Raw genomic sequence first — 21567 nt, 5'->3', positions numbered from 1 at the left:
AATAATCCATCCTGCCGCAGCTACAAGAACGGCCCCTGCGCCTTATTGCCCGGTGGCATTCTGTCAGACATAGTTTACACAGGAGGGCGTTCCAACATGCCGCAGCCAGAGGGCCGCGCGCGTGCTTTCTTCCCTTGTGCAAACCTGTCAGATTGGGTTTACACATGCCACCGGAGGTCTGACCATGCAAACCGTCTGCCTGAGCCTGTTCCGCGTTGACTCGGTCTTCGACCGGGTCTGGGTGATTTTCCAGATGGCTCTCTCGCGCTTCACGCTGATGAGCACTCCCGACCTGAGCTTCTGGAAGCTGATGGGCTCGGGGACCGGCGAAGGCTTCAAGCCCACGCCCAACACCAAAGTCTGGGGGATCGTCACGGTCTGGCCCGACGAGGAAACCGCGCGCAAGCACATCGAGGGCGATTTCCTGTTCAACAACTGGCGCTCGCACGCCAACGAGAGCATCACCTTCTACATGCGTCCGATCGCGGCGCGCGGCAAATGGGGCGGCAAGGTCGCGTTCAAGCCGGTCGAGGGCGATGATGCCTCGCAGGGGCCGCTGGCCGCCTGGACGCGCGCGCAGGTCAAGTTCCGTCACGCCGCCGATTTCTGGCAGCGCGTGCCGGTGATCGACAAGATGATCGGCGCCGACAAGAACGTGATCTTCAAGCTGGGCCTCGGCGAAACGCCGCTGTTCTTCCAGATGACCTTCTCGATCTGGCCGGACCGCAAGACCATGGATGCCTTCGCCCGCGGCGAGACCCCCCACGGTCAGGCGATCCGCTCGGCCTATGACGACAAGTGGTTCGTGGAAGACATGTATGCGCGTCTGCGCGTGCTGGATGCCGTGGGCACCTGGAACGGCGTCAATCCGGTTGCCGATCTGATCCCGGCCAAGCCGGCCGCCGCCGCTCCGGCTGCGCCCGCGCCCAAGCCTGAACCCAAGCCCGCCGCGGCCGCACCCGCGCCTGCGCCCAAGCCGACCCCGGCTCCGACCCCGGCGCCGAAAGCCAAGGCCGCGCCGGCCAAGCCGGCCGCCAAATCCGCCGCGCGCTCGGCGAAGAAGACCAACTAAGGACGCCTGATGAAGAAGCCTTTTCCCTTCACCGCGATCGTCGGTCAGGACGAGATGAAACAGGCGATGGCCCTCACGGCCATCGACCCCGGCATCGGCGGGGTGCTTGTCTTCGGGGATCGCGGCACCGGCAAATCCACCATCGTGCGGGCTCTGGCGGCGCTTCTGCCGCCGATCCAGGCGGTGGAGGGATGCCCGGTGAACTCGGTCCGGCCCGAGGATTGTCCCGAATGGGCGCAGGTCACCTCGACCGAGATCGTGACCCGTCCGACGCCGGTCGTCGACCTGCCGCTGGGCGTGACCGAGGACCGCGTCGTCGGTGCGCTTGATATCGAGCGCGCCCTGACGCGGGGGGAAAAGGCCTTTGAACCCGGTCTTCTGGCCCGCGCCAACCGCGGGTATCTCTATATCGACGAGGTGAACCTCCTCGAGGATCACATCGTCGACCTTCTTCTGGACGTGGCCCAGTCGGGCGAGAACGTCGTCGAACGCGAGGGGCTGTCGATCCGCCACCCCGCGCGGTTCGTGCTGGTCGGTTCCGGCAACCCCGAGGAAGGCGAGCTGCGCCCGCAGCTGCTGGACCGCTTCGGGCTGTCGGTCGAGGTGACCTCGCCCAGGGACGTGGAAACCCGCGTCGAGGTGGTCGCCCGCCGCGACGCCTATGAAAACGACCGCGAAGCCTTCATGGCCGAATGGGGTCCGCAGGATGACGCGCTGCGCGAACGGCTGCTGGCCGCGCGCGACTTGCTGCCCAAGCTCAAGACCCCGAACACCGTGCTGCACGATTGCGCCTCGCTGTGCATCGCGCTGGGCTCGGACGGTCTGCGGGGCGAGCTGACGCTGTTGCGCACCGCGCGCGCGCTGGCCGCCTTCGAAGGCGCCGACACCGTGACGCGCGACCACCTGAAGCGCGTGGCGCCGTCCGCGCTGCGCCACCGTCTGCGCCGCGATCCCCTGGACGAGGCGGGCTCGACCACCCGTGTCGAGCGCACGATTGCCGAGGTGCTGCCCTGACCGAGAAAGCACGAGAGCCGCTCGACGCCTGGGCGCGCGCCGCCACGGCGGTGGCGCTTCTGGCGGTCGACCCGACGGGGCTCAAGGGCCTGTGGCTGCGTGCGCGCGCCGGTGCGGTGCGCGACCGCGTGACCGAGGCCCTTGCCGCCATCCCCCTGCCCCAGCGGCGCATCCACCCCTTCATCGGCGATGACGCGCTCTATGGCGGGCTTGATCTGGCCGCGACGCTGGCCGCGGGCCGTCCGGTCCGCGGCAAGGGCATCCTGGCCGAGCCGGTCGCCGTGGTCCTGGCCATGGCCGAACGCGCCCCGTCGGGCCTTGCCGCGCGTCTGGGCGGCGCGCTTGACGGCGACGGGCCCTGCCTGATCGCGCTCGACGAGGGCGCGGGCCCCGAGGAAACCCTGCTGCCTGCGCTGGCCGACCGGCTGGCGCTGTTCGTCGATCTCGACGAGGTGGTCTGGTCCGAGACCCAGCCAATTCAGATGGACGCGGCCGCGCTTCAGGCCGCCCGCGACCGTCTGCCCGGCATCCACGTCCCCGCCGATGTGCCCGCGCAGCTGGCGCGGATGGGCATGGTCCTTGGCATTTCCTCGCTGCGCGCGCCGCTTCTGGCGCTGGCTGCGGCGCGGGCCTTAGCGGCGCTGCGCGGCGCCGAAGCGGTGGCCGACGAAGACATCCAGCGCGCCGCCGAGATGGTCTTTGCCCATCGCGCGACGCGTTTCCCCGAGGAAGCCCCCCCCGAGGAGGACGAGCAGGAGGCCCCGCCGCCGCCGCCCCCCGAGAACGAGCAACCCGAGGAGCCGCCCGAAGAGGAAAGCGCCCGCCCCGAGGAAATGACCATTCCCGACGAGCTTCTTCTTGAGGCTGTCAAGGCGGCGCTGCCGGCCGATCTGCTGGGCCGTCTGGCGGCGGGCCGGGCCGCGCGCGCGGCCAAGGGCGCCTCGGGGACCGGCGCGGCGCGCAAGGGCAACCGCCGGGGCAGCCCGCTGCCTTCGCGTGCGGGCCATCTGGACAGCGGCGCGCGGATCGACCTGGTCGGCACGCTGCGCGCGGCCGCGCCCTGGCAGCGCATCCGCCGCGAGCAGACCCCGCGCGAGGATGTGGTGGTGCAGATCCGCCAGTCGGACATCCGCCTCAAGCGCTATCAGGAGAAATCCGACCGCGTGCTGATCTTCACCGTGGATGCCTCGGGCTCCTCGGCGATGGCGCGGCTGGCCGAGGCCAAGGGCGCGGTCGAATTGCTGCTGGCCGAGGCCTATGCGCGGCGTGACAACGTGGCCCTGGTGGCCTTCCGCGGGACGGGCGCCGAATTGCTGCTGCCGCCGACACGGTCGCTGGTGCAGACCAAGCGCCGGCTTGCGGCCCTTCCCGGCGGGGGCGGCACGCCGCTGGCCGCGGGGCTGCGGATGGCGCTCGAGGTGGCGGACATGTCGCGCGGGCATGGCATGACGCCCACGATCGTCGTGCTGACCGACGGGCGCGCCAATATCGCGCTGGACGGGACCGCCGATCGCCCCACCGCCGAGGCCGAGGCCAGGCGCATGGCGCATGTGGTCCTGGCCACCGGAACCCCGGCGATCATGATCGACACCGCCAACCGGCCGCAGCGCGGGCTTCAGGCCCTGGCGGCCGAGATGGCCGCGCCCTATGTGGCCCTGCCGCGGGCTGATGCCCACCGGCTGTCGGCGGCCATCTCGGGCGCGCTGGGGGACTAGCGCGATGACCCGCCGCCCCGTGCCCCCGCCGGGTTGGCCCCACGCGCAGCATTCGCGCCGCATCTCCTGCCGGCCCTACATGTGGCATGTGCAGGAGATGGGCGCGGGCCCCACGCTTCTGATGCTGCATGGCGCGGGGGCGTCGACGCATTCCTTCCGCGCGCTGATGCCGCTTCTGGCGCGGCATTATCACGTCATCGCCCCCGACCTGCCCGGCCACGGCTTCACCCGGCTGCGGGCGCGCATGCGGATGGGGCTGGACCCGATGGCCGAAGACCTGACGCGGCTCTGCCAGCAGGAAGGCTGGGCGCCCGCCGCCATCATCGGCCATTCGGCAGGCGGCGCCATCGCGCTGCGCATGACCCAGATCATGCCGCAGCCGCCCCGCGCGCTGGTCTGCATCAATGCCGCGCTGGAAAATTTCGACGGCGTGGCGGGCTGGCTCTTTCCGGCCATCGCCAAGGCGCTGGCGCTGGCGCCGATTGTCCCTTGGGCCTTTTCGCGCATTGCCGGGAACCCGTCGCGCGTGCGCGAGCTGCTCTCCTCGACCGGATCGACCCTCGATGACGAGGGGCGCGCGCTCTACATGCGGCTGATCCAGGATCCCGCCCATGTCGACGGGGCGCTGGCGATGATGGCCAACTGGAAGCTCGAGCCGCTGCTGGCGTCGCTGCCGGGGATCACGCTGCCCGCGCTGTTCCTTGTGGGCGACCAGGACGGCGCGGTGAAGCCCGAGGTGGGCCGGCGCGCGGCCAGGGCGATGCCGAACGCGCGGCTGATCGAGCTGGCGGGCTATGGCCATCTGGCGCACGAGGAAATCCCCGAGCGCGTCGCGGGCCTGATCGAGGAGTATCTGCGCGAGACGCTCGCGCCCTGATCCCCCCCCCCCGAAACGCAAACGGCCGCCCCTGGGGGCGGCCGGTCGCTGTTGATGCGCCGCGCGCGCGGCCCTCAGGCCGGGGCGCCGAAGATCGCCTGATGATGCTCGGCCAGATAGATCTTGAGCCAGGGCGTATATTTCTCGGGCTCGGCGCGGGTGCGCTCGGCCAGATCGTCAAGCGCGACCCATTCGGTCGCGGCCACCTCGTCGGGGTTCAGATCCTGACGCAGATCCTCGGCAGCCTCGGCCAGGAAGATATCCACGACCTCGTGCTCGATCAGACCGCCGCCCACGTCGGCGCGGTATTCGACCTGTTCGGCCAGCCGCAGATCCAGCCCGGTGATCCCCAGCTCCTCGCGCAGGCGGCGGGTGGCGCAGTCGCGCGCGCTCTCGCCCCAATGCGGATGGGTGCAGCAGGTGTTCGCCCAGAGCCCCGGCGTGTGATACTTGCTCAGGGCACGCTGCTGGATCAGCACCTTGTCCCCCGCCATCACGAAGACCGAGATCGCCTGATGGCGCAGCCCGCGCTGATGCACCTCGAGCTTTTCGACCGGGGTCAGCAGACCGTCCACCCAGGCCGGGATCATCTCGCTCATGCGCCCATGCCCGTCCAGGTGGGTTTCACCACGCCGGCCAGATGCGCCACGTTCTTCACGCCGATCTTGAGATGGGCCATGACATTGGCGCCGACCAGCTTCTTGTTCATGTAGGCCTCGAAGGTCAGGCGCTGCACGTCGGGGTCGTGGCACAGGCTGACGAAACGTTCGCGGCGCTCGTCGGACTTGTAATAGGCGTCCTGCATCGAACGCAGCGCGCGGAAGGTGTTCTTGTTGTCCTTCATGAAGATCTCGCGCGCCATGCCCAGATCCGAGGCCCGCCCGGTCTTCAGCGCCGATTGCACCGCGGTCGCGGCCAGACGCCCGCCCAGCATGGCGTAATAGATCCCCTCGCCCGAGGACGGCGCCACCACGCCGGCGGCGTCACCCGCCAGCAGCACGTCGCGGCCGTTGTCCCATTTCTTGAGCGGCTCGAGCGGGATCGGCGCGCCTTCCTTGCGGATGGTCTCGCATTCGGTCAGCCCGGCCTGCACGCGCAGGTCATGGGTGCATTTCTTCAGATCGACATCATCGAGCCCGGTGCCCATGCCGACCGAGGCCGTCTTGCCGTGCGGGAAGATCCAGCCATAGAAGTCGGGCGAGACGCGGCCGTCATAGATGACGTCGCAGCGGTTGGGGTCGTAATCGGCTTCACCGGCCTTCGGCGGTTCGATGATCTCGTGATAGGCGATCACGAAGGGGATATCCATCGCGCCGGGCACCTCGGCGCGGCCGACCGAGGATTTCGCGCCGTCGGCGCCGATGACGAACCTGGTCACCAGCGTCTCTTCCTTGCCCTCGCGCGAGCGGTAGATGACCTTGGTGCCTTCCTCGTCACGCTCGATGCGCACGAAGGTGCCGGTGAAGCGTTCCGCCCCGGCGCCGGCAGCGCGCACGCGCAGGAATTCGTCGAAATGCTCGCGGTCGACCATGCCGACAAAGCCATTGCCGACGGGAATGTCGACCTTGCGGCCCGTGGGCGAGATCATCCGCGCGGTGGTGATCTTGGCCACGATCTGCTCATCCGGGATATCGAAATCGCGGATCATGCGCGGCGGGATCGCGCCGCCACAGGGTTTGATGCGCCCCGCACGGTCCAGAAGCGCCACCTTGTGCCCGGCTTTCGCCAGATCCCAGGCCGCGGTGCCCCCTGCCGGGCCGCCGCCCACCACAACGACATCATAGCTCATGTTCATTCTCCTGCGACGAAGCCGGCGGCCGGGACCGGACGGCCCCGGTCAAGGATGACGAAGGCCATCGCCGCCGAAATGATGAAAAGGACGGCCTCGGCCAAGAAGACCGTGCCGAAGGCTTCGGGAACGGGAAGCGAGATCCGCATGAGGTCGGCCGCGGCCGCGCCGGTCAGCCCGCCAAAGCCCGCCGCGATCGCCTGGGACGCGCCCCACAGGCCGACGCGCGTGCCCTCGCGGTCCTTGCGGCCCTCGCCGGCCAGCATCATCATGGCGCCGATCGTGGCCACGGCGAACATGCCGTTGAAATAGCCCATCGCCACCACGGCCGGGGTCAGCCATTGCCCGACCTGGCCCAGGGCCGCCACGGCGGCAAGGCTGGCGGCCGAGCCGATGCAGCCGGCCACGACCCAAGTCCGAAGCGAGCCGATGCCAAGTCCGGTCGAGGCGATGCCCACGGTGATCATGCCGGCAAAGACGCCCATGTGCTGCGCGCCCGAAAGCCCGGTGGACTGGCCCGGCGTGAACCCGAAGACCATGCCGGCATAGGGTTCGAGGATCAGCTCCTGCATGAAATAGGACACCATCGACAGGAAGACGAAGATGGTGAAGACGCGGGCGCGTTTCTCGGACCAGACCTCCTTCAGCCCCTCCCAGAAGGGGGCGGCGTCGGTCTCGGCGCGATGCGCGGTATGGGCGCGCTTCTCGATGCCGGCCACGGCCAGCGCGGTCAGCGCCACGGCGCCGCCGGTGACGATGGCCACCACCTGCATCAGGCGCGTGCTGGAATAGGGGTCGAGAAAGATCCCCACGGTCGAGGCGGTCACCGCGATCCCGGCGATCATCATCAGCCAGGTGATCGTGGCCGCCGCGGCGCGCCGCTCGGGCGCGGTGGCCGAGGCCAGCAGCGCCAGAAGCGACGTGCCCGCCGCGCCCACGCCCACGCCGATCACGGCATAGGCCAGCACCGACAGGATCATCCCCGGCCAGAAGGTCGTGTGCATCAGCACCACCGCCGAGGCCGCCATCAGCGCCCCCGTTGCCAGGATCGCCATGCCGCCGATGATCCAGCGCGTGCGCTTGCCCCCGGTGTCCGAGGTATAGCCCCATTTCGGGCGCATCATCTGGATGGCGTAATGCAGCGCCACCAGCGCGCCGGGAATGGCAGCGGCCAGCGCCAGCTCGACCACCATCAGCCGGTTCAGCGTCGAGGTCGTCAGCACCACGATCGAGCCCAGGCACATCTGCACGAGGCCAAGCCGGACGATCGACAGCCAGGACAGGGTGCCCGCGGACATGTCAGAACGTCCCGAGCGAGCGCAGCGCGTGCGCGGCCACCATCATGCCCAGCACATAGAGCGTGACGCCGGTGCCGTTGTACCAGGGCGCGCGACCCTTGGGGTCGGTCAGAAGGACGCTCATCGCCCAGAATTGCGCCAGCAGCGACACGGTGATGATGCCGGCATGGATCGGCTTGCCCCAGATCACCAGCAGCGTGATGACCAGCGCCTGCGGCAGCGACATGACGATGCAGGCCAGCTTGGCCGCGACCTCGGGGCCCAGCACCACGGGAAGCGAGCGCACCCCGGTCTGGCGGTCACCCTCGAGCGCCTTGAAATCATTGAGCGTCATGATCCCGTGGGCACCCAGCGCATAGAGCACGGCGACCATGGTGATCTCGATGCGCGGCGCACCGGCCGACAGGACGGCCGCGCCGGTGAACCAGGGCAGGCCCTCGTAGGACAGGCCCACCAGACCCGGCCCCCACCAGCCCGATTTCTTGAGCCGCACCGGCTCGGCCGAATAGGCCCAGGCCGCCAGCACGCCGATGACGGTGGCGCCAAAGCCCCAGGGGCCCAGCTGCCAGCCGACAAGGAGCGCAAGCGCGCTCATCACCAGGGCGATATAGAGCCCCCAGCGGCCGGGAATGCGCCCCGAGGGGATCGGGCGATAGGGTTCGTTGATCGCGTCGACATGGCGGTCGCACCAGTCGTTGGCCGCCTGGCTCATGCCGCAGACGATCGGGCCGGCCAGGACGACGCCCAGCGCCACCACGAAGTAATGGCCCGAGAGCGGCACCCCTGCCGAGACGACCCCGCAGAGATAGGCCCACATCGGCGGGAACCAGGTGACGGGTTTGATCAGCTCCAGCATGGCGCGGGGCTGAGGCAGGCGGGACTGGGGCAGGCTGGGGCTCACGGACATTGCTGGACTACACACCACGTTGCATTGACGGACAAGGGCGGGCTCAGCCCTGTGGGCGGGTTGCGGCGCGGGGCCGCAGTTCGAAGATGCAGGCCGGGGCACCGGCCGCGCAACAGGCGGTTTCGGTCACCTCGACGCCCTGGCGCCACACCAGCGTGGTGAAGAGACACTCGAACACCGCGGCATGCCAGTCGCAGATCGGTGCCGCGGCGCGGTCGAGGGCCACCACCGGATTGGCGGCGATGGAGAAGGTCAGCGGCGCGCGCGCGACGATCGTGAAGACGCCCGAGCCGGCGAAGGTCCACGAATGCTTGGCGATGGCCGCCGACAGCACCCGCGCGCCCAGCGCAGGCGGCAAAAGCTTGATGATCGTCTGGGCGAAGCCGGGAATGCGGTTGGCCAGGATATAATCGCCCGTGGCCAGGCCCGCGCGGCGCATCATCTCGGGGGCCTGCGCGGGATGATCGCGGCGCACCTGAACGTGCAGGCGCGCAATCTGGTCCTGCGGCAGCATCCCCGAATCCGGCCCCGGCACGGGCACATCGGCCGCCGCGAAAAGGGCATCGCGCCCGGCCCGGCCCAGGACATCGTCCAGGACCGGGATCAGTTGCAGGATGGCATTCGGACCAATGCGGGCGACATCGCCGCCCGCATCCGTTGCACCATGATCGGACATGGTCTTATTCCGCCGCGTCGGTCATCTGCTTGGTGCCACCGCCACAGGCCATCGCGCGGGCGGCTTCTTCCTCGGACGACATCGGCGCCAGCCCGAAGGGATCGTCGTCGGGCAGGTTCGGCGCTTCGGGTTTCTGCGCGGCGCGCTCCTCGGCACGGGCCTTGACCTGCGCCTTCACGGCCTCGCGGCGCTCGGACGCCCGCTTGGCGCGGTCGGCCGAAGCCTCCCAGTCGGCCATCTGCGCATCGGCGATCTTGCGGCTGTCGTCGAAGTGGAAGTCCACCTTGTTCTTCGACTGCGGGCCCCAGTAACCGGCCTTGCCGAGGTCGTAGAAGGTTCGCCCCACACCCGCCTTGAGGAACGCCTTGAGGCAGCCCAGCAGATAGCGGCGGCGGAAGCCGGTGCCGCGCCACGGATAGTGGAACAGCGCCTTTTGCATGTAGAAGCGGCGATAGTTCTTCATCACGCCGTCCAGAAGCTCGCCGCGGGTCAGCGCCTCGGGCTTCATGATCGGGGTCACGAAGTTGTATTTCGAGAAGTCGAAGACCTCGACCTTGTCGCGCAACTCCTGGAAGAGCGGCGTGAACGGCCAGGGCGTATACATGGCCCAGTTCGCCAGGTCCGGCTGCCAGTCCCACGCCATGCGATAGGTTTCTTCCAGCGTTTCCTTGGTCTCGTTGTCGAGACCCACGATGAACTGCGCTTCGGTGAAGATGTCGGCATCGCGCAGAAGCTTGATGGCTTCCTTGTTCTGCGCGACCGTCGTCTCCTTGTTGAAGACGTCAAGCTTGAGCTGCGCGGCAGCTTCGGTGCCCAGCGAGATGTGCACGAGGCCGGCCTTGCGGTAGAAGCCCAGCAGGTCGCGGTCGCGGTAGATGTCGGTCACGCGGGTGTTGATGCCCCACTTGACCTTCTCGTTCAGGCCGCGGTCGATCATCTCCTGGCAGAATTCGACGAACTTCCGCTTGTTGATGGTCGGTTCCTCGTCGGCCAGGATGAAGAATTCCACGCCGTGCTCGATCACCAGCTTCTCGATCTCGTCGACCACCTTCTTGGGGTCGCGGACGCGGTAGTCGCGCCAGAACTTCCACTGCGAACAGAACGAACAGGTGAACGGGCAGCCCCGCGCCATGTTCGGAATGGCCACACGGCAGTTCAGCGGTTCGTAGATGTATTTTTCCCACTCGAGGATCGACCAGTCGGGTTCGATCGCATCAAGATCCTTGATGGTGGGCGCGGCCGGGGTGGCGACGATCTCGGTGCCCTCGGTATAGGCGATGCCCTTCACCTTGTCGCGCGCGCTCGGCCATTTGCCGTCGCGCAGGCATTCCATCAGCGCCACCATGATTTCCTCGCCCTCGCCCCGGACGATGACGTCGACCCACGGCGCCTCGGAGAGAACCTGACGATACATGAAGGTGGCGTGGATGCCGCCCAGGACGCGCAGCGCATTCGGCACGGCTTCCTCGGCGACCTTGAGGGTCTCCTCGGCGGTGTAGATGGCCGGGGTGATGGCGGTTGTGGCGACCACATCGGGTTTCAGCTCGATCAGCCGCGCGCGCAGCTGTTCGTGGTCGATGTGATGGGTCATCGCATCGATGAAATGAACATCGGTGAAGCCCGCGGTCTTCAGCGCGCCAGCCAGATAGGCAACCCAGGCCGGCGGCCAGTTGCCGGCGATCTCGGCCCCGCCGGAGTGGTAATTGGGATGTACGAAGACGATACGCATAAGTGGGCCTCCTGTCGTGTCAGCGTTCCCTGACATAGCTTTCGTCAACTCACCTTGACACATATCAAGCCTCGCGGGGGCGTGCACGGTCCATAGGGTCGCGCTTCCGCCGCGCGTCAACGCGCCACACAAGGGCCTGTCAAACAAGGTGAAATCAGCAATCCTTAGGAAAAGCCGCAGGATTTTCGGCCATCCGTCGCGGGAAAGGCGGGGCCACAGGCGGACGCGGCGCGGGAATCATGGGCCGTCACATTGGCGTGAGAGCCGCGTGAGCGGGGCGCCCTGGCCTGCGGGTGAGGAAGGGGGGCGGCGGCGCCACCGGCCACCGGCGCAAAGCCCCCCTGGCCATATGGCGCCGCCGATGGGACGGGAGAGGAGCGCCGCGCGCCCCCATCGAGGGGGCGCGCGGCGCCGGAGACACGGCGGGCTCGATGCCCGCGTGGCTCCGCCCCCCCGTTCTCGACCGTGCCGCATATGAAAAGAGAGACAGGCAGGAAGACAGGACCAGGCACGACCGGCGGCCAAGGGCGCCCCGATCGCGGCGCCCCTCGGCCAACCTCAGCCGTCGTCGTCCTTGTCCTTGTCCTCGTCCTTGTTGACCAGGCCGTATTTGCGCAGCTTGACGTAGAGCGACTGGCGCGACAGCCCCAGCATCTCGGCCGCGGCCACGCGATTGTTGCGCGTCAGCTCCACCGCCGTCTCGATGCACATCTTCTCGACGACCTCGGTCGTTTCCGACACGATGTCGCGCAAGGTAGCCGTGCCCACCAGATCCATGACGCTGGCCGCGCCATTGGCCAGGTGATTGGTGGTGGCCGGGCTGCGCCGCAGGCTTTCGGTGCGCGAGGTGTCGCGGATCACCAGCGCCAGCGTCGGATTGGCCCGCGCATCAAGCCAGCTGGCCGCGATATCGACCGACACCTGGCCGTCATAGGCGGTCAGCAGGCGCGTCGGATAAAGCCGCATCTGCCCGGTGCGGCGCGCGTTTTCCAGCAGCACGCGCAGATCGACCGACCCGCGCATCAGGAAATCGGCCATCGACCGGCCCCGCACCGCCGCCGCCGACGCCGCATCGGTCATGTTCAGGAACGATTCGTTGACACAGCGAATGACCCCGTCGGCATCGCAGAAGGCAATCGCATCCGCCCCGTCGTGGAACAGCCGACCCAGGCTCTCGCCCAGATCGTCGATGACCCCCGCCAGCACCGGCACCCCGGCCAGCACGGCGCCGGGATGGGCGCCGTTTTCCAGCCGGCACATCACCAGACGTTCGCCCGCCGCCCGGAACGGCACCAGATGCAGGCGCACGCGCGCCCCGCTGCGCCGCAAGGTCATCTCGACCGGCGCGGGCGTCTCGGCGGCGGCCTCGGTATCCAGCGCCTCGGCCACCGCCCCCCGGCGGCGCGCGTCGAATTCCTGCGCCAGCGGCGCGCCCGCGATCTCGCCGCGCCCGGCCCCCATCACCTGCGCCGCCGTCGCGTTCAGATCGACGATTCGCCCCGTGGTCAGCGAGATCAGCACGATCGGATCGCTGGTGGTCTCCATCAGGACGCGATAACGCGTGTCGAACTCGCGCTGGCTTTCATAGTCGCGCTCAAGCGCCATCTGCGCCTGAACCAGCTTCTGCTGCATCTCGGCGATGGGCCGCAGATCCCGCCCCAGCATCAGCGCAGTATTGTCGGGCGACAGACGATGCAGCGAATAGCGCACCGGGAAATCCCAGATCGCCTGTTCGGCGTGGCTCAGCTCGACCGATTGCGACACGCCCGTCTCGCGCAAGGCCTCGAGCCGGCGATCCAGCTTGGGCCGGCTTTCCGAGGTCAGCACGTCATGCACATGCTGGCGTTCCCAATGCTTCAGCCGCCCGAAGGTCCGGTGATGGGGGTTGACCAGCACCGACAGGATCCGGTCCTCGGCCGACAGGATCAGCGCGAAATCCGACGCCGTGACCAGGATCTCGGCCAGCAGATCGGACGAGATCAGGGGCACGGACCCTTCGTGCAGGGGCTTGGGCGTATCGGTGTTCACGGCGCTCACGGTCTTGCGGGGGCGGCGGGCAAACCGTCGCGGAACGGGCGGGCGGGGCGGCGGCGGGCCGCAGGAAAGGGGGCGAGACGCGCGCAAGCGGTCGGACGCGCGGGCCAGCCCCGGCGGGCGGGACGCACCGCAGAGGCCACGGGCCCCGGCAGGGCGGGCACGCCCCCGGCGCAATACAGCAAGGCAGGCGCCCCCTTTGCGCGACAAAACAGGGCGGGCGCGCCAAGGGCGCGACGGGTATGCCGCGCGGCGCTCATGTCGGGCGCCGCGCGGCGGGTTCGGCGCTCAGGCCGCAGAAATCCAACGCCTCGAACATGTTGCCGGTCACGAAATCGGCGCCGATCCGGTCCAAGATCTCGGCCTCCATGCCCGCGATCGGCCCGCCCAGCAGAAAGCGCGTGCCCGGCGCGGCCACCGCACGCAGCGCCGCCACGAGATCGCGCAGGAAGCGCACCCGCTCGCGCGCGCCGGCCGAGATCATGATCGCGTCAAAACCCCGCTCGGCGATCAGCGCGCGCAGGCTGGCGGTATCCTCGCCCAGCCGCACGCAGACCGACACGCCCATGCGCCGCAACTGGTTGGCCGCGACCAGCGCGCCCAGCGTGTGCTGTTCCTCCTGCGGCACCAGCATCAGCACCGTGCCGCGCACGCCCTCGCGGATCTGTTCGGCCTCCCAGGCCGATCCGATCTCGCGCAGGAGCGCCTGGAGCCGGGCCACCCCCACGGTGACATCGACAAAGGACAAGGTGTCATCGTCCCAGCCATGCCCCATCCGCCGCGCGGCCTCGGGGATATAGAGATCGGCCAGCGCCGCGGCCGGGATGCGTTCGGCGCGCAGCGCGTCGAGAAACCGGGCCAGCGGCGCCAGATCCGGGGCCAGCACCGCCTCGATCAGGCGCGCGACCAGATCCTCGCGCGGGCGCCCCTCGAAGCGCGCCACGCGCAGCGACAGCAGGGCCACGACCTGCGCCGCAACCTGATCGACCTCCTGCCCCGCCCCGCCGGGCGCGGGCGCTGATTGCTCCGGGCGCGTCATCCGTCCTCCGGCCAGTCCGGGCTGGCCTCTGTCGTCTCGATATCGGGGGCCACAGCCCCTCGGGAAATAGTTGTTCACGACCCCTTGAATGTCAAAGAAAATTGACACCTTGTCGCAAGCCTGCAAAGGGCGCCCCCGAATTGCAAGAAATTCCCACGCAAAAACAAGGCTTTTCAGCAGGGCGGCACAAATCGTCGCGGCTGTGCCGGGGACTGGACAGACCTGCCACGGCCTGTAAGTTTGAATTGACACTTTCTGGCGGGCAGGTCTACGCTCCGGCCGCTCGCCCCTGATCGGGAAATTCTCTTATGTCGCAAGCCTCTCCCGAAAATCGGCCCAACCGTCGGCTTTATACGGACGAACAGCGCGCCCGCCGCGACTCGACCTACTGGACGACGGTTCAGGCGATTCTCGCCCCCCTCCAGTTCCTGGTGTTCGCCATCTCGCTGGTGCTGGTGCTGCGTTATCTCGTCACCGGCGACGGCTATACCGCGGCCACGGTCTCGATCCTGATCAAGACCGCGATCCTCTATACGATCATGGTGACCGGCGCGATCTGGGAGAAGATCGTCTTCGGCCAGTATCTCTTTGCGCCCGCCTTCTTCTGGGAGGATGTCTTCTCCTTCGGGGTGATCGCGCTGCACACCTGGTATGTCTATGCGCTTCTCTCGGGCGACGTATCGCCGCAGGGACAGATGCTGATCGCGCTGGCGGCCTATGCCACCTATGTGGTGAATGCCGTCCAGTTCCTGTGGAAGCTGCGCATGGCCCGTCTGGACGAGAAGCTGGCCGCAGCGACGAAAGATGAGGTTGCGGCATGACCGACCTGCCCCCGCCCCCCGTCAAAGGCTGCCGCGAGGCACCGGTGCTGCGCGAATTCGGCCAGCGCGAGGTGTTCTGCGGCCTGACCGGGATCATCTGGCTGCACCGCAAGATGCAGGATGCCTTCTTCCTGGTGGTGGGCTCGCGCACCTGTGCGCATCTGCTGCAATCGGCCGCCGGGGTGATGATCTTCGCCGAGCCGCGCTTCGGCACCGCGCTGCTTGAGGAAAAGGATCTGGCGGGTCTTGCCGACGCCAATGCCGAGCTGGACCGCGAGGTCGATCGCCTGCTTGCGCGCCGGCCCGACATCCGGCAGCTGTTCCTGGTGGGCTCGTGCCCGTCCGAAGTCATCAAGCTGGACCTCGAACGCGCGGCCGAGCGGCTGAACACGCGCCATGCGCCCAAGGTGCGCGTGGCCTCCTATACCGGGGCGGGCACCGACACCACCTTCACCCAGGGCGAGGACACCTGTCTGGCCGCCCTCGTGCCCGAGCTGGACAAGACCGACGCGCGCGAGCTGGTGCTGGTGGGTGCGCTGCCCGACGTGGTCGAGGATCAGGCGCTGGCGCTGCTGAACGCGATGGGGATCGGCCCGGTGCGTTCGTTGCCGGCCCGGCGTCTCGAGGACATGCCCGCGATCGGGCCGAACACGGTCTTTGCGCTGACCCAGCCCTTCCTGGGCGAGACGCATGGCCAGCTGATCCGCCGCGGGGCGCGCCATATCGCGGCGCCCTTCCCCTTCGGCGAGGAAGGCACGACCCGCTGGCTGCGCGCCATCGCCGATGAATTCGGCGTTCCGGACGACCTGTTCGAGAAGGTCACCGCCGCGCCGCGCGCCCGCGCCCGCAAGGCCGTGGCCGCCCATGCCGAGGATCTGCGCGGCAAGTCGATCTTCTTCCTGCCCGACAGCCAGCTCGAACCGGCGCTGGCGCGGTTCCTGACCCGCGAATGCGGCATGACCGCGGTCGAGGTGGGCACGCCCTTCCTGCACCGCGGGATCATGGGCCCCGATCTGGACCTTCTGGCCGAAGGGCCGGTCCTGTCCGAGGGCCAGGACGTGGACCGCCAGCTCGACCGCGTGCGCGCGGCGCGCCCGGACCTGACGGTCTGCGGGCTGGGGCTGGCCAACCCGCTCGAGGCCGAGGGGCTGACCACCAAATGGGCGATCGAGCTGGTCTTCAGCCCGGTGCATTTCTACGAACAGGCCGGCGATCTGGCATCGCTGTTCGCGCGGCCGCTGAACCGCAAGCGGCTTCTGAAGCTGGAGGCCGCGGAATGAGACGAACGACGGGGCGTGGCACCGGGGGCGGTGCACGGGCCGAAGACCGGGGGGTGACGGCATGAAACTGACGCTGTGGACCTATGAGGGGCCGCCCCATGTCGGCGCGATGCGCGTCGCCACCGGGATGAAGGGGCTGCATTACGTGCTGCATGCGCCCCAGGGCGACACCTATGCCGACCTGCTGTTCACGATGATCGAGCGGCGCAATGCCCGCCCGCCGGTCACCTACACCACCTTCCAGGCGCGCGATCTGGGCTCGGACACGGCGACGCTGTTCAAGGATGCCTGCACGGCCGCGGCCGAACGGTTCAAGCCCCAGGCGATGATCGTCGGCGCCTCGTGCACGGCCGAGCTGATCCAGGACGATCCGGGCGGTCTTGCCGCCTCGATGGGGCTGTCGATCCCGGTCATTCCGCTGGAGCTGCCCTCCTATCAGCGCAAGGAGAATTTCGGCGCCGACGAGACCTTCTTCCAGCTGGTCAAGGGGTTGGCCAAACCCTGCGAGCGCACCGCCGAGGTCAGCTGCAACATCCTGGGGCCCACGGCGCTGGGCTTCCGTCACCGCGACGACGTGATCGAGATCACCCGCCTTCTGACCGAGATGGGCGTGAAGGTGAACGTGGTCGCCCCGATGGGCGCGACGCCGGTCGACATCACCCGCATGGGGGCGGCGCATTTCAACGTGCTGCTCTATCCCGAAACCGGCGAATCGGCGGCGCGGCATCTCGAACGGGTGCTCAAGCAGCCCTATACCCGCACCGTGCCGATCGGCGTCGGCGCCACGCGCGACTTCATCGCCGAGGTGGCCAGGCTGGCCGGCGTGCCGGCCCAGGTCGATGAAAGCCGGCTGAACCTGCCCTGGTGGTCGGCCTCGGTCGATTCGACCTATCTGACCGGCAAGCGCGTCTTCATCTTCGGCGACGCCACCCACGCCATGGCCGCCGCCCGCATCGCCCGCGAGGAAGTCGGCTTCGAGGTCGTGGGCATCGGCTGCTACAACCGCGAATTCGCCCGGCCGATGCGGGCGCTGGCGCGCGAGATGGGCCTCGAGGCGCTGATCACCGACGATTACCTCGAGGTCGAGGAGGCCATCTCGAACCTCGCGCCCGAGCTGATTCTCGGCACGCAGATGGAACGCCATATCGGCAAGCGCCTGGGCATCCCCTGCGCGGTGATCTCGGCGCCCGTCCACGTTCAGGACTTCCCTGCCCGTTTCTCGCCCCAGATGGGCTTCGAAGGGGCGAATGTCATCTTTGACGCATGGGTTCACCCGCTTGTGATGGGGCTCGAGGAACACCTCCTGCATATGTTCCGGGAGGATTTCGAGTTCCACGACGCCGCCGGCGCCTCGCATCACGGCGGGGCAGCGGTTGCGCGGCCCGAGATGGGCACCCCGGCGCAGGCCGGCGCGGCCGAGGCGGGTTCGATGCCCGCCGAGACCGCTCCCGCCGGTGCAGCGCAGGGGGGCTCCCCGGACAGCGTGGCCCCCGCCGCGACCCGCGCCGACCCCGGGGCGGTCGTGTGGCTGTCGGATGCCGAGAACGAGCTGAAGAAGATCCCCTTCTTCGTGCGCGGCAAGGCGCGCCGGAATACCGAGAAATTCGCCGCTGAAAAGGGCCTGACCCAGATCAGCATCGAAACACTCTACGAGGCCAAGGCTCATTATGCGCGCTGATCCCCTCTCCCAAGACACCCGCTACAATGTAGTGATCGTCACGCTCGATCAGCACGCCGCAGGCCCTGCGGCGCGCATCTCGCCGCGGCTGCACGCCGATTTCCCGGGCATGAACGTCACCGTTCATGCCGCCGCCGAATGGGCCGAGAACCCGCAGGCGCTGGCCCGCGCCCGCGCCGCCATCGACGACGCGCATATCCTGATCTGCAACCTGCTCTTCATCGACGAGCACATCCAGGCGGTGCTGCCCAACCTGCGCGCCGCCCGCGACCGGGTCGATGCCTTCGTCGGCATGATCGCCGATCCCCAGATCGTCAATCTCACGAAGATGGGCGATCTGGACATGTCCAAGCCCGCCTCGGGCATGATGGCGATCATGAAGAAGCTGCGCGGCAACAAGTCGGGCGCGCAGGCCAATGCCGGCGAAAAGCAGATGTCGATGCTGCGCCGCCTGCCCAAGATCCTGAAGTTCATCCCCGGCAAGGCCCAGGATCTGCGCGGCTGGTTCCTGTGCATGCAATACTGGCTGGGCGGCTCGGATGACAACATCGAGCAGATGATCCGCTATCTGATCTCGAATTACGCCAGCCACCGCGAATGGCGCGGCACCGAATCCAGGGCCCCGATCGACTATCCGGAGGTCGGCCTCTATCACCCGCGCCTTCCCGGCCATCACATCACCACCGATCTGGCGGATCTGCCGCGCCCGGAAAACGCGCGTGCGACCGTCGGCGTGCTGCTCCTGCGCTCGTATATCCTGGCCTCGGACACCGCCCATTACGACGCGGTCATCGAGGAACTGGAAAGCCAGGGCATCGCCGTGATCCCGGCCTTTGCCGGCGGGCTCGACGGGCGCCCGGCGATCGACGGCTTCTTCCACGGCCCGCATGGCCCGCGCATCGACGCGATGGTGTCGCTGACCGGCTTCTCGCTGGTCGGCGGGCCGGCCTACAACGACAGCGCCGCCGCGGTCGAGGCCCTTCAGAAGCTTGACGTGCCCTATGTCGCGGCGCATCCGCTCGAATTCCAGACGCTGGGCCAATGGGCCGCGGCCAATGGCGGGCTGAGCCCGGTCGAGACCACGATGCTGATCGCGCTGCCCGAGATCGACGGCGCCACCAACCCCACCGTCTTTGCCGGCCGCCATTCGCTCGAAGGCTGCGACGGCTGCGGCCGTTCGTGCCGGCCCAAGACCGAGGGCAAGTCGATGGTGCCCTGCTCGGAGCGGGTGACGGTGCTGGCCGACAAGATCGTGCGCCTGGCGCTCCTGCGCCGCTCGCAGGTGGCCGAACGGCGCGTGGGCGTCGTGCTCTATGGCTTCCCGCCCAATGCCGGCGCCGTCGGCACCGCCGCCTATCTGTCGGTCTTCGAAAGCCTGTTCAACACCATGAACGCGATGAAGGCCGAAGGCTATGACATCGAGGTTCCCGACAGCGTCGAGGATCTGCGCAAGATGGTTCTGGACAATTCCATGGGCCAGTCGGCGCATGTCGCGGCCCATGTGCCCGCCGACCGCATCGTGTCGGACACGCCCTGGCTCAAGGACGTGGAACAGGCCTGGGGCCCGGCGCCGGGCCGCCAGCAATCGGATGGCCGCGGCGTCTTCATCCTGGGGCGTCACTTCGGCAAGGTCTTCGTGGGCATCCAGCCGGTCTTCGGCTACGAGGGCGACCCGATGCGCCTTCTCTTCGAGCGCGGCTTTGCCCCCACGCATGCCTTCTCGACCTTCTATCGCTGGCTGCGCGAGGATTTCCGCGCCGATGTCCTGTTGCATTTCGGCATGCATGGCGCGCTGGAATTCATGCCGGGCAAGCAGGCGGGCGTGTCGGGCAATTGCTGGCCGGATCGGCTGATCGGCAACCTGCCCAATGTCTATCTCTATGCCGCCAACAACCCCTCCGAGGCGACGCTGGCCAAGCGCCGCGCCAATGCGATCACGGTCACGCACCTGACGCCGCCGCTGGCGCAATCGGGGCTCTACAAGGGTTTGCAGGAGCTGAAGGACAGCCTGACCCGCTGGCGCAACACCGCCCCCGACGCCCCCGAGCGCGAGGAGCTGGAACTGCTGATCGCCCAGCAGGCCGAGGCGGTCGATCTGGCCGGCGCCACGCCCGACCAGCTGTGGCTGAAGCTTCTGGAAACCGAAGATGCGCTGATCCCCGACGGTCTGCATGTCGTCGGGCGCCCGATGTCCGACGCCCAGCGTCAGGAATATCTGGGCATGATGGAGCTGGCCGACGACGAGACCCGCGCCCGGGTCGAGAAACTTCTGGCCGAGGAAACCGAGATCCCCGCGCTGCTGCGGGCGCTGGGCGGGCGCTATATCGCGCCGGTGCCGGGCGGCGACCTGATCCGCGCCCCCGAGATCCTGCCCACGGGCCGCAACATCCACGCCTTCGACCCGTTCCGCATGCCGACCGAATTCGCCCTGCGCGAAGGGGCGGCGCAGGCCACGCGGCTGATCGAGGCGCATGACACCGTGCCGCGGTCGGTGGCGCTGGTCCTGTGGGGGTCGGACAACATCAAGTCCGACGGCGGCCCCATCGGCCAGGCGCTGGCGCTGATGGGCGCGCGGCCGCGCTTCGACAGCTATGGCCGGCTCTGCGGGGCTGCGCTGATCCCGCTGTCGGAACTGGGCCGTCCGCGCATCGACGTGGTGATGACGCTGTCGGGCATCTTCCGCGATCTGCTGCCGCTCCAGACCCGGATGCTGGCCGAGGCCGCCTGGCTGGCCGCCACTGCCGAAGACGAACCGCTGTCGCAGAACTTCGTGCGCGCCAATGCCCTGGCCTATGCCGAGCAGATGAACGTGGACATGGAGACCGCCTCGCTGCGCGTCTTCTCGAATGCCGAAGGCGCCTATGGCTCGAACGTGAACGCGCTGGTCGACAGTTCGGCCTTCGGCGACGAGGACGAGCTGGCCGACGCCTACGAGGCCCGCAAGTCCTTTGCCTATGGCCGCACCGGCAAGCCGGTGCAGAACGCGGCGCTGCTGCAAAAGTCGCTCAAGAACGTCGATCTGGCCTATCAGAACCTCGAATCGGTCGAGCTGGGCGTGACCACGGTCGACCATTACTTCGACACGCTGGGCGGCATCGCGCGCGCGGTCAAACGCGCCCGCGGCGGTCAGGAAACCCCGGTCTACATCGGCGACCAGACCCGCGGCGCGGGCAAGGTGCGCACGCTCAAGGACCAGATCGCGCTCGAGACGCGCTCGCGCAATCTCAACCCCAAATACTATGAGGGGATGCTCAAGCACGGCGCCGAAGGCGTGCGTCAGATCGAGGCCGCGGTGACCAACACGCTGGGCTGGTCGGCCACGACGCAGGCGGTGGACCCTTGGGTCTATCAGCGCCTGACCGAGACCTTCGTGCTGGACCCCGAGATGCGCAAGCGCCTGTCGGAACTGAACCCCGAGGCCAGCGCCCGTCTGGCCGGGCGCCTGATCGAGGCGTCCGAGCGCGAATACTGGCAGCCCGATGCCGAGACGCTGGCCGCCCTGCAAGGGGCCGCCGACGAGCTGGAAGACCGGCTCGAGGGGATCGCGGCGGAATGAACCACCGCCCGGCCCCGCCGCTTGCGCAAGCGCGCCGGGCGGGGCCGGGCAAGCCCCTGCCGAGGCTGGGAAAACACGGCGC

The 21567-nt window shown here is 68.4% G+C and carries 16 protein-coding genes; 8 read left to right on the top strand and 8 right to left on the bottom strand.

Going from position 1 to position 21567, the window contains the following annotated elements:
* The first annotated feature begins 184 nt into the window (after window positions 1-184).
* Genes crtA through bchO form a run of 4 tightly spaced genes read left to right on the top strand, consistent with a single transcriptional unit; the run spans window position 185 to window position 4678 of the window.
* Window positions 185-1072, top strand: coding sequence for a spheroidene monooxygenase (gene crtA, locus BW949_RS06915; protein WP_076364372.1), 888 nt, complete (start codon window positions 185-187; stop codon window positions 1070-1072).
* 9 nt (window positions 1073-1081) lie between these two features.
* Entirely contained in the window at window positions 1082-2086 is a 1005-nt protein-coding gene (gene bchI, locus BW949_RS06910) for a magnesium chelatase ATPase subunit I (RefSeq protein ID WP_076364370.1), read from the top strand.
* On the top strand, window positions 2083-3801 hold the full coding sequence (locus tag BW949_RS06905; RefSeq protein WP_076364890.1) for a magnesium chelatase subunit D: 1719 nt from the start codon (window positions 2083-2085) through the stop codon (window positions 3799-3801). Before bchI ends, BW949_RS06905 begins: the two co-directional genes overlap by 4 nt.
* Before the next feature lie 4 nt (window positions 3802-3805).
* The gene (gene bchO / locus BW949_RS06900) at window positions 3806-4678 is read left to right on the top strand and encodes an alpha/beta fold hydrolase BchO (RefSeq protein WP_076364368.1); all 873 of its coding nucleotides are present in this window, start codon (window positions 3806-3808) and stop codon (window positions 4676-4678) included.
* 74 nt (window positions 4679-4752) lie between these two features.
* Here the strand turns inward: bchO and idi are convergent, their stop codons facing one another.
* From idi to BW949_RS06860, 8 genes are all read right to left on the bottom strand, one after another.
* A complete protein-coding gene (gene idi, locus BW949_RS06895) occupies window positions 4753-5277 on the bottom strand; it encodes an isopentenyl-diphosphate Delta-isomerase (RefSeq protein ID WP_097176984.1) in 525 nt (174 codons plus the stop codon).
* Window positions 5274-6467, bottom strand: coding sequence for a geranylgeranyl diphosphate reductase (locus tag BW949_RS06890; protein WP_076364366.1), 1194 nt, complete (start codon window positions 6465-6467; stop codon window positions 5274-5276). The genes idi and BW949_RS06890 overlap by 4 nt, the downstream gene beginning before the upstream one ends.
* Window positions 6468-6469: 2 nt before the next feature.
* Window positions 6470-7765: a BCD family MFS transporter gene (locus BW949_RS06885; RefSeq protein ID WP_076364364.1), complete on the bottom strand. Its 1296-nt coding sequence runs from the start codon at window positions 7763-7765 to the stop codon at window positions 6470-6472.
* A 1-nt stretch (window position 7766) separates the two neighbouring features.
* Window positions 7767-8672, bottom strand: a complete 906-nt coding sequence (gene chlG, locus BW949_RS06880; RefSeq protein WP_076364362.1) for a chlorophyll synthase ChlG — start codon at window positions 8670-8672, stop codon at window positions 7767-7769.
* Between the two features lie 43 nt (window positions 8673-8715).
* Window positions 8716-9348 (bottom strand): bacteriochlorophyll 4-vinyl reductase, encoded by a 633-nt coding sequence (gene bchJ, locus BW949_RS06875; protein WP_076364360.1) that lies wholly within the window; start codon window positions 9346-9348, stop codon window positions 8716-8718.
* Between the two features lie 4 nt (window positions 9349-9352).
* Window positions 9353-11077 (bottom strand): magnesium-protoporphyrin IX monomethyl ester anaerobic oxidative cyclase, encoded by a 1725-nt coding sequence (gene bchE, locus BW949_RS06870; RefSeq protein WP_076364358.1) that lies wholly within the window; start codon window positions 11075-11077, stop codon window positions 9353-9355.
* A gap of 558 nt (window positions 11078-11635) precedes the next feature.
* Window positions 11636-13105 carry a transcriptional regulator PpsR gene (gene ppsR / locus BW949_RS06865; RefSeq protein ID WP_076364356.1) on the bottom strand — a complete coding sequence of 490 codons (1470 nt, stop codon included), beginning with the start codon at window positions 13103-13105 and terminating at the stop codon, window positions 11636-11638.
* A 262-nt stretch (window positions 13106-13367) separates the two neighbouring features.
* Window positions 13368-14150, bottom strand: a complete 783-nt coding sequence (locus tag BW949_RS06860; RefSeq protein ID WP_076364354.1) for a cobalamin B12-binding domain-containing protein — start codon at window positions 14148-14150, stop codon at window positions 13368-13370.
* A gap of 308 nt (window positions 14151-14458) precedes the next feature.
* Between BW949_RS06860 and bchF the strand changes: the two genes are divergently transcribed.
* The 4 genes from bchF (at window position 14459) to BW949_RS06840 (ending at window position 21485) form a co-directional block, all read left to right on the top strand.
* Window positions 14459-14971, top strand: a complete 513-nt coding sequence (gene bchF, locus BW949_RS06855; protein ID WP_076364352.1) for a 2-vinyl bacteriochlorophyllide hydratase — start codon at window positions 14459-14461, stop codon at window positions 14969-14971.
* A complete protein-coding gene (locus BW949_RS06850) occupies window positions 14968-16251 on the top strand; it encodes a ferredoxin:protochlorophyllide reductase (ATP-dependent) subunit N (protein ID WP_076364350.1) in 1284 nt (427 codons plus the stop codon). The genes bchF and BW949_RS06850 overlap by 4 nt, the downstream gene beginning before the upstream one ends.
* Before the next feature lie 61 nt (window positions 16252-16312).
* Window positions 16313-17929, top strand: coding sequence for a ferredoxin:protochlorophyllide reductase (ATP-dependent) subunit B (gene bchB, locus BW949_RS06845; RefSeq protein ID WP_076364348.1), 1617 nt, complete (start codon window positions 16313-16315; stop codon window positions 17927-17929).
* On the top strand, window positions 17919-21485 hold the full coding sequence (locus BW949_RS06840) for a magnesium chelatase subunit H (RefSeq protein WP_076364346.1): 3567 nt from the start codon (window positions 17919-17921) through the stop codon (window positions 21483-21485). Before bchB ends, BW949_RS06840 begins: the two co-directional genes overlap by 11 nt.
* Window positions 21486-21567 lie beyond the last annotated feature (82 nt).

Origin of the sequence: Phaeovulum vinaykumarii, from assembly GCF_900156695.1 — a bacterium.
GTDB classification, from domain to species: domain Bacteria; phylum Pseudomonadota; class Alphaproteobacteria; order Rhodobacterales; family Rhodobacteraceae; genus Bieblia_A; species Bieblia_A vinaykumarii.
The sequence above is the reverse complement of the archived record's forward strand: the minus strand, read 5'-3'. Positions and strand labels throughout refer to the sequence as shown.

Excerpts from the sequence above, each read along its gene's own strand:
- crtA (WP_076364372.1), top strand. The coding sequence starts at position 185 with ATGCAAACCGTCTGCCTGAGCCTGTTCCGCGTTGACTCGGTCTTCGAC.
- bchI (WP_076364370.1), top strand. The coding sequence starts at position 1,082 with ATGAAGAAGCCTTTTCCCTTCACCGCGATCGTCGGTCAGGACGAGATG.
- bchO (WP_076364368.1), top strand. The coding sequence starts at position 3,806 with ATGACCCGCCGCCCCGTGCCCCCGCCGGGTTGGCCCCACGCGCAGCAT.
- idi (WP_097176984.1), bottom strand. The coding sequence starts at position 5,277 with ATGAGCGAGATGATCCCGGCCTGGGTGGACGGTCTGCTGACCCCGGTC.
- BW949_RS06890 (WP_076364366.1), bottom strand. The coding sequence starts at position 6,467 with ATGAGCTATGATGTCGTTGTGGTGGGCGGCGGCCCGGCAGGGGGCACC.
- BW949_RS06885 (WP_076364364.1), bottom strand. The coding sequence starts at position 7,765 with ATGTCCGCGGGCACCCTGTCCTGGCTGTCGATCGTCCGGCTTGGCCTC.
- chlG (WP_076364362.1), bottom strand. The coding sequence starts at position 8,672 with ATGTCCGTGAGCCCCAGCCTGCCCCAGTCCCGCCTGCCTCAGCCCCGC.
- bchJ (WP_076364360.1), bottom strand. The coding sequence starts at position 9,348 with ATGTCCGATCATGGTGCAACGGATGCGGGCGGCGATGTCGCCCGCATT.
- bchE (WP_076364358.1), bottom strand. The coding sequence starts at position 11,077 with ATGCGTATCGTCTTCGTACATCCCAATTACCACTCCGGCGGGGCCGAG.
- BW949_RS06860 (WP_076364354.1), bottom strand. The coding sequence starts at position 14,150 with ATGACGCGCCCGGAGCAATCAGCGCCCGCGCCCGGCGGGGCGGGGCAG.
- bchF (WP_076364352.1), top strand. The coding sequence starts at position 14,459 with ATGTCGCAAGCCTCTCCCGAAAATCGGCCCAACCGTCGGCTTTATACG.
- BW949_RS06850 (WP_076364350.1), top strand. The coding sequence starts at position 14,968 with ATGACCGACCTGCCCCCGCCCCCCGTCAAAGGCTGCCGCGAGGCACCG.
- bchB (WP_076364348.1), top strand. The coding sequence starts at position 16,313 with ATGAAACTGACGCTGTGGACCTATGAGGGGCCGCCCCATGTCGGCGCG.
- BW949_RS06840 (WP_076364346.1), top strand. The coding sequence starts at position 17,919 with ATGCGCGCTGATCCCCTCTCCCAAGACACCCGCTACAATGTAGTGATC.